This window comes from Paenibacillus pasadenensis DSM 19293, from assembly GCF_000422485.1.
GTDB lineage: Bacteria > Bacillota > Bacilli > Paenibacillales > Paenibacillaceae > Paenibacillus_O > Paenibacillus_O pasadenensis.
Window position 1 is genome coordinate 25671 of sequence record NZ_AULW01000066.1, and the last position, 7130, is coordinate 32800.

The window sequence follows — 7130 nt, forward strand, 5'->3', positions numbered from 1 at the left end:
CCCGTCCGGCGAAGCGGGTAGCCGTCGCATCAAGGTTGCTTTACAGCCGCAAACTTCCGTTGAGCCATTTTGAAATAACCCAGCGCATTTTGAAGCTGCGGATCTTCTTCCTCTGGCAGAAAAACAAGGGGAAGAGGGCGTTCCGTGAACTGCTTTGCTTTTTCAAGCAGGTATGGCTTGAGGATTATAGCACCTCCACCAACGACGATGAATTGCTCGATCGTATAAACCCTGCTCCACATGCTGTCCATTTTGTCCAAAAGTTCGGTAGCAAAGAGGTTGAATGCTTTATCGAAGTATGGTTTCGTGTCGACAACCTGTCCAGCGATGGACATCTTGTAGTCACCTTCTAACAGCTTTTGAACCATTTGAGATCGAGTAAGGTTGACTTTATACATATCAGCGATGTGTTCGACAACGAGATCAACGGAAACTGCAATTCCATTATCCATTGCTTCCGACAAGTCGGGATCAGCTTTTCCTTTCCTCAACACAGGAAGGTCAGTCGTAAAAGCGCCGATATCCGCAAAGCAGATATCCTTCTCAAGAAGTTCTTTTTGGCGGTACTTTGTCCCCGTATCGTTCAGGGCCAGATTCAGAGCTACAGGAGTTCCTTCGGGCAGCGCTACAACATCCTTCAAATCAATCTCAACCTCTTTGAATGGAGGTCCATTAAATTTGACTTTGTAAACCCCACGGAGTTTTTCTTCAAATGCGTGCCGGTCGTCTGTGTATTCCTTAATTGGAAGACCAACGCACGCCTTTAACTCTTCCTTTTTATCGGTTGCATTCAATGCCAGGAGGGTCAAAAAAGGAATGATGAGCGTGTTATTATGTACCTTCCGCTTGCCTGGCTCTACTTTTGTTTCCCCCATTTTACTTGCCAGAGCACCTACATAAAAGCGTCCGTTCACATGACGACTTGTAATTGTCACATCGAGATTATCCCTGATTTCTCCTTGCTCACCGAAATCCTTCCTTTTCCCGAAATCCACGACTTCTTTAATGGAATTGCTCAGCTTATGTTTGTGATCCATTCCGTACACGACTTTGCAAGTCTCATTCCCAAGATCAGCTCCAATTACCTTCACTCTTAAACACCTCCATTAATGATAGATTAAAAGTAGCACGAAAATGTCATATAGGCAAGAAAAAAATGGCACGACAGTGACATCCACCCGGAAAAATGACACGAAAACCTCTCATTCGTACCATTTTTGAGTGGTATTAAGATACCACTTACGAAAGAAGATGACATGAAAATACTATTCAAGCCGACGAAATTTTGATAACATAGAACCAGTAGTCAATATAGCCACTTCTCACACATCCAATAGAGATAAGGGATTTGCGCTCATCTATTCAATATATAATCCATACATAATATGTAGAGAGGGAATTATAGTAGACCAGAGTCAATGTATCGCTTAGAGTCAATCTATAATAAATGGTTTCGATTCAACAAGTAATACAGATTTAATATGTTGACCACTAGAATTACTTCATTAGAATCACTATGTAATAAATACTCAATATAGCGACGTCATCAGATACATTTAACCCGATATATCGAGAAGGATTTTCAAGCTTTTTGTGGAAACAAATAATCAATACACAATATATCAAGGGAGTGTTCTGGATGTTCGAGTATAGAAAGGATCGTAAAGGCGGGTTCGTCTTAGCGTATTGCAAGAGTTGTCGTCGTCACGTTCGGGTTCCATGTAGTTCTGAAGCCGAAGCTGCTGAATTAAATGAAGAGTTTGAGAGCCAGTGGGGTGGAGGCGCTATGATTTGGCACGAGTCGTTATGTCCAACTTGCGAAATCAATGAGAATCAATACGTCCAAGAACAAGAGCTGAAATACAACGAACGACTCGGATTCTAAAACAATTCCCGGAGAGGATTTGAGACAAATGATGGAAGAAAAGGACTTTACCCCATGTCAGTTGACGGAATTCTCGGGATATATAGGTAAGCACTACCAGACAATCAATAATTGGTTCAATCAGCTCGAAAAGGAAAAGTACCATTATGTCAATCGCGTAACAGGAGGGAAGGAGCGCGTTTTTGACTATGAGGATTACAAGATCGCCTATCACATCAATCAGAAACGCGAGCAAGGCTTTAACATCAAGCCGATATTTGAACAACTCAAAGATCAAGAGGAGATTTACCTTAGACCGTTCCCGGAATCGTTTGACGTTGCCATAAATGATGTCGGCCAACTATTTGAAGAACTGCGCCATCGTTTTACGGAAGAAAACCGCCAGATCATGCAGGGTTTGATGAATGATATGGGTCAATCGCTTTTACAGAATCTCTCCCTGACCGTCCAAACTGCTCTGCCCAGCCCTTTAGATCCAGAACAAGAACGGCATGAGTTCGTCACAAGAAAACAGACTGAAATCCGCATCAAGAAGCAGCTTAGAAATGAAGCGATTGTTTCGTGGGAGAAACTTCCGATCGAGCGCCGAACCATAAAAACCGGATTTCTCGGCAAACGAGTTGAAAATCAAATTGCTCGAGAAGACTTTATCCAAAATTATATTGGCGACAACGAAGCCGATCGTTGGACAGTTGAATTTGGCTTAGGTAAAACAATGACAAGGAGAGAAGGGTAGAGATTAACACGTGTTATAAAGCGAGCACACGGAAGAAAGAAAGGAGGGGGTCTCCTTTGGAGAAATGCAAAGTTTGCGGGGGAGAGCGTGGCAGGAACAAGAACGCATGCTCCCGAAAATGCTACAGCACCCTCCGGCAGAATGTAAAGAAATGCATCATTTGCAGGTTGCCGTTTTCAGCTCCACCTAGTAGCGACAAAGTAACTTGCTCAATACAATGCTCCAAAAAGAACCGGCAGAACTTAGCTGCTGCCGGCACATTTTCAGCAGGTATTCAGAAAGCTCACATCGCGCTTCCTCACAAACCATTGACCGGGCGTTTCGATACACACGTCAATGCGAAGGAGTGGACCATTCAGGCACCAGACGGTACAATTCATTCCTGCCGGAACCTTAAAAACTGGCTTCGCCAACACGAGGATCTTCTGGATGGTACGGTTAAGCAGGCATGGGATGGCATAGTGAAAATCAAGTACAGCATGCAAGGGAAGAGGAAGAATCCTTCGTATCAATGGAAAGGATGGCGTTTAATTGAGTGGGGTGAATAATTCAAAGCATAAGCTGCCTACGAGCAGTTTGCGGATAGGGCGCTGCGATCACTGTCATCGTAAAGACGTCGAGATCGAACCCGCTGACGAACTTGATGGAGAACCAATGATGCTCTGCGTGGACGAGCAGAGCTGCCGCATAGTCACCGCCAGGCGAGCGCTCGGCATTAAGTTTACAGAGTAACAGCTTAAAACACGCCCGAGGCCAGCCGAGCACAGCAGCATCTCTGGTAGGGAGTGATTGAGTACATATGTCCAAAAGGAGAGGTAGATATGATTGAGATCGGCAGGACCTACTACGGCGAGAAAGGACCGAACCGGCGGGTAATAGAGATGTTTCCTTCCCGCACTCGGCGGACATACTTTGTCACCTACGCCCGGATTAAGAAAGACGGCACCGACGGAGCAAAAGGAACCTGTTATGAGGACGCTTTCGAGAAGTGGTCAAAAGGGGAAGTCAAGCCCTGACCGGCTGTCAAAAAATGTTTGTTGGGTAGGTGATCTTATGAATTTGATCGGTCATTTCAAAAGTCAATCCGGACTCTATCATGCAGCATGGAATGGTAAAACCAAAACGCTCTGCGGTCACAAAACAGGGATAAATAATTATCCGCACAGTAAGAGGTCTTGGATTGATTGCGAGAAGTGCAAAAAGAAAACTCCAAGCGACGTTGGTTGAAAACCTAGAGTTATATTTACACATAATCCGTATTTTATACATATCAATTTCAGCTCAGAATACGAACAAAAAACCCCTTCCGCTGGCGGAGGAAGGGGCGACTGGAAACGGGTTATTTCGGGAGCAATCCGGAGGATTTTCCCCCACCCAAGTTAGCCACCAATAGAATACCACTTGTCTTACCTGGAAGCAAATAGGACCTTTTGTTTCTTAACACGTGTTAAAGGGACGCCCCTATAGAGGCGTCCCTTTTTTCGTCTTCTCTGGTTAAGTTACTAGCGCCTGAGCGGCCGCGCAGGTATAGTAGTAAGTGGCTCCCCCTCATGAATTGGAGAGTCGTTCCTGGCCAGCGCCTGATGCCGCAAACATCAGGCGCTTTTTCATGTGGAAGTAAACGGGGATCATTGATCCAGGAGCCGTAAATAGCTTCGTAAGACGCTGTCCTGCATCCCCCGTCAAATGCCCGCACCGCGGACAAACGCGAACGAGAAGGGCGTCTGAGCGCCCCACAGCTTCATATTCTTCCTTGACGATGGGGACGATTGCCGACCCCTGTTCATTGACCTTGAAATAACCCGTTTGAGCAATCGTGTCGCAACCGCAAAGCAATGCGCTGCCCAAATTCACACCCCCCATTCAATTACGCCTCATCATTGCCTTGGCCGCGTCCCAGTCCATGGTACTCTCCCAGTAGCGAACAATCGGACCCGGATCATAAACTTCGTTGCCATGAGCTACATCGTAGAGGGCTAGGTGAAGGTGAGGCCCTGTCGATCGGCCCGTGTTTCCACTCCACGCGATCTGCTGCCCTTTTCTCACGACTTGCCCCGCTTTACCGAGGAAGGAATTCAGGTGCATGTAGCAGTATCGGCGCTTTCCATCTGCGCTGATTAGATACATTCGGTTACCGCCTGCATTTCCGTCCGACGCCGAACGAGCGCTTTCGATCGTTCCATCTTCTACAGCCAGGATAGGCGTGTTGACCGGAACGGCCACATCTAGCCCATTATGGAACTTCTCCTTCTCCCCCGTGACAGGGTGCGTCCGATATCCAAATTCACTCGAGTACCGATATTTCTTTTTACCGTTGCTGTCCGGAGGCGCATAGAGGGGAAAGACGTTGCCTCGTGCGGTCCAGTACAAATATTGAATGTAGTAGTTGGAGATCCAAGCCCAATCACGTCCAGAACGCTCTTGCAGCCCCGTTTCCAGAACGGAATTTTCAATAATGCCGAACTGGTCCCCTTTCTGTACTTTCATCCCCGGCTCGACCGTCAGGCTGATTCCATGAACGAAAATCCGGCGGCCATCGCCCTCCAAGAAGATGTTCGAGGCTCCATCCATCGTAATAAGGCCAGCGAATGGAGCGTAGACAGGCGCTCGCTCACGTACCAGCAGCGACAAGCCCGGAACCGACCTTGTATGTACGGGGTAGATGCCATCCTTTCCTGGGGGCACCGTGTAGTCGTAGTAATAGAACGTCGCCCACTCAGTATTCAGCGGATCAACGGAAAGCGCCTCTGCCCCAAGAACAAACACGATGTCCGATGTCGACAATGGCATGGAAATTTGCGGCACTTTGTAATCCTTGAACTCCAACACGCCTGTCGATAAGATGATGAACAAGACGATGCTGGCTGCGCCTCCTCCAATGAGAAGCACGAGGCAGCCAAGTCCAGCGAGCAGCCCCTTATTGGAGCCAGCCACCGGCTGAGGCTGTGACATTGCCATAAAATCACCTGTATATTTCTGTCGTTATGAGAACATGATGGTTCCCGGAGATGCCGTACATTGGCGTCTTAACCGGGAGCAGCAAGTCAGCCACGATGCCGGGAAACTGCATTTGACGGCCATAACCGTCCGTGTAAGGCAGCTCCGTGTCATCAATGACCCGGAAGTTCAGAATCTGGACCGGTCCCGTCAGCGCCCCATCCGACGACGTCGGGCGAAGCGACGAATCCAAATTAAATCGGGACTGCAATCCTTTCCGGAAGAGGGACAGCGCGGCCGTTTCGTCATCGATCTTGAATCCCGTGGTGTATGCGGTGTGTTCTACACTGAGCATGGAGTAAATATCGAGGTTGAGCTGATGCACTTTATCCGTGGCGACACGATCGACCTGGTCGATGCTCCAGGAATCAATGAAGATGCAAAAAGCCATGATGGAGAAGATGACGCCTCCGCAGATAGAAATGATCCAGTGGACGCCCCCTTGCTCATTAAGCAGAAGCTTTTTCATCGCACGACTCCCAGCGCATAAGCGTGCTGTTCGGAGCGAATGATGATCGGCCGATATCCGATGAGATTCGGAAAGGCGGAGTCCAGCATGCTGATGATTGGGAAATCGTACACATAGGAAACTGAAGCTGTCAGCTCAGTACCGAAATTGGCTCCGGCCGGTGTGCCTGTCACCGTGATCTTGTCTCCATCGAAGCCTCGGCGTTCGAGCTCGCGGATGATGAAGCTCTGCGTACCTGGCGTCAGGCCGTTATGGATGCGCATAGAGTCACGCAGCTCTCCACCGGCTATGCGTTGCACTTCCAGCGCCTGTCTGACAAAGCTGCTCGAAATAAAAAACAAGACGAACACGCATAACGATATTGCAATTCCCCAAGCGTACACGATGATGTCCGTGACGCCCTTTTCATTCGTAAGGTAACTGGTCGAAAGCCAGCTGCGTCGCATTTTCACCCTTTTTCGGCGTCTCCTTTCGCAAAGCCTTATCCCAAACGCGGACAGAAACCGCCCGCAGCGACTCATAGCGCCCCGTGATTCCGCCCTCGATACGAACCTTTTTCGGAAATAAGTTGAACGTAACAGTTACTACCGACCCTTTTGGAGTCTTTTCCACCACATCAATGACGTCGGGCACCCACGTTTCAAACATGTGTTCAATCGGCTCATACTTGCCTGAGTCCTTCTGGTAGCCATCGCCCCGAAGGTAGAAATTCAGCACATTCCCCAAAGTCGTCTTTTTCTTGTAACTGTTGTCCAAAAATCCAGTCATTGAAAACTCGTACACAACGCTGCCTCCTCCATAGGAAGAAGCAGCAGGCGGTATCTCGCCTGCTGCCCATTTGTGGACTTACAGTCCGTTGATGGAATTGAATACAGACGTGATTTTGCTCGTCAGCGTACTCATTCCATTGTCGATGACTGGATCGATAAGTACGAACGCCCCCACGGCGACAACCACTCCAAACAGGATGACGAGACCAGTTGTTACGATTTCGTTCGCACCCTTTTCATTCATCAGATATTGTTTCATTTTGTTCCACCTCC

Annotated in this window: 10 protein-coding genes; 3 read left to right on the plus strand and 7 right to left on the minus strand. The window is 48.1% G+C overall.

Features of this window, described 5'->3' with window-relative positions:
- Positions 1 to 29 precede the first annotated feature (29 nt).
- Positions 30 to 1091, minus strand: coding sequence for a ParM/StbA family protein (locus tag H582_RS26835; protein ID WP_028598416.1), 1062 nt, complete (start codon positions 1089 to 1091; stop codon positions 30 to 32).
- 822 nt (positions 1092 to 1913) lie between these two features.
- Between H582_RS26835 and H582_RS0109820 the strand changes: the two genes are divergently transcribed.
- The 3 genes from H582_RS0109820 (at position 1914) to H582_RS0109825 (ending at position 3637) form a co-directional block, all read left to right on the plus strand.
- The gene (locus H582_RS0109820; protein ID WP_028598417.1) at positions 1914 to 2621 is read left to right on the plus strand and encodes a MerR family transcriptional regulator; all 708 of its coding nucleotides are present in this window, start codon (positions 1914 to 1916) and stop codon (positions 2619 to 2621) included.
- A 56-nt stretch (positions 2622 to 2677) separates the two neighbouring features.
- A complete protein-coding gene (locus H582_RS31735; RefSeq protein ID WP_127464424.1) occupies positions 2678 to 3169 on the plus strand; it encodes a hypothetical protein in 492 nt (163 codons plus the stop codon).
- Between the two features lie 273 nt (positions 3170 to 3442).
- The gene (locus H582_RS0109825) at positions 3443 to 3637 is read left to right on the plus strand and encodes a hypothetical protein (protein WP_028598418.1); all 195 of its coding nucleotides are present in this window, start codon (positions 3443 to 3445) and stop codon (positions 3635 to 3637) included.
- A gap of 532 nt (positions 3638 to 4169) precedes the next feature.
- Here the strand turns inward: H582_RS0109825 and H582_RS31740 are convergent.
- The 6 genes from H582_RS31740 to H582_RS0109850 form a co-directional block, all read right to left on the minus strand.
- Positions 4170 to 4469, minus strand: a complete 300-nt coding sequence (locus tag H582_RS31740; protein WP_127464423.1) for a hypothetical protein — start codon at positions 4467 to 4469, stop codon at positions 4170 to 4172.
- A gap of 15 nt (positions 4470 to 4484) precedes the next feature.
- Positions 4485 to 5573, minus strand: a complete 1089-nt coding sequence (locus tag H582_RS29960; RefSeq protein WP_052333118.1) for a peptidoglycan DD-metalloendopeptidase family protein — start codon at positions 5571 to 5573, stop codon at positions 4485 to 4487.
- Between the two features lie 10 nt (positions 5574 to 5583).
- Positions 5584 to 6087 carry a hypothetical protein gene (locus H582_RS0109835; RefSeq protein ID WP_028598419.1) on the minus strand — a complete coding sequence of 168 codons (504 nt, stop codon included), beginning with the start codon at positions 6085 to 6087 and terminating at the stop codon, positions 5584 to 5586.
- Positions 6084 to 6539, minus strand: a complete 456-nt coding sequence (locus H582_RS0109840; RefSeq protein WP_127464422.1) for a hypothetical protein — start codon at positions 6537 to 6539, stop codon at positions 6084 to 6086. The genes H582_RS0109835 and H582_RS0109840 overlap by 4 nt, the downstream gene beginning before the upstream one ends.
- Positions 6493 to 6870, minus strand: coding sequence for a hypothetical protein (locus tag H582_RS0109845; protein WP_028598421.1), 378 nt, complete (start codon positions 6868 to 6870; stop codon positions 6493 to 6495). Before H582_RS0109845 ends, H582_RS0109840 begins: the two co-directional genes overlap by 47 nt.
- Before the next feature lie 63 nt (positions 6871 to 6933).
- Positions 6934 to 7130: hypothetical protein (locus tag H582_RS0109850; protein ID WP_028598422.1), on the minus strand; the 197-nt coding region annotated here is incomplete at its 5' end.

Excerpts from the sequence above, each read along its gene's own strand:
- H582_RS0109820 (WP_028598417.1), top strand. The coding sequence starts at position 1,914 with ATGATGGAAGAAAAGGACTTTACCCCATGTCAGTTGACGGAATTCTCG.
- H582_RS0109825 (WP_028598418.1), top strand. The coding sequence starts at position 3,443 with ATGATTGAGATCGGCAGGACCTACTACGGCGAGAAAGGACCGAACCGG.
- H582_RS29960 (WP_052333118.1), bottom strand. The coding sequence starts at position 5,573 with ATGTCACAGCCTCAGCCGGTGGCTGGCTCCAATAAGGGGCTGCTCGCT.
- H582_RS0109835 (WP_028598419.1), bottom strand. The coding sequence starts at position 6,087 with ATGAAAAAGCTTCTGCTTAATGAGCAAGGGGGCGTCCACTGGATCATT.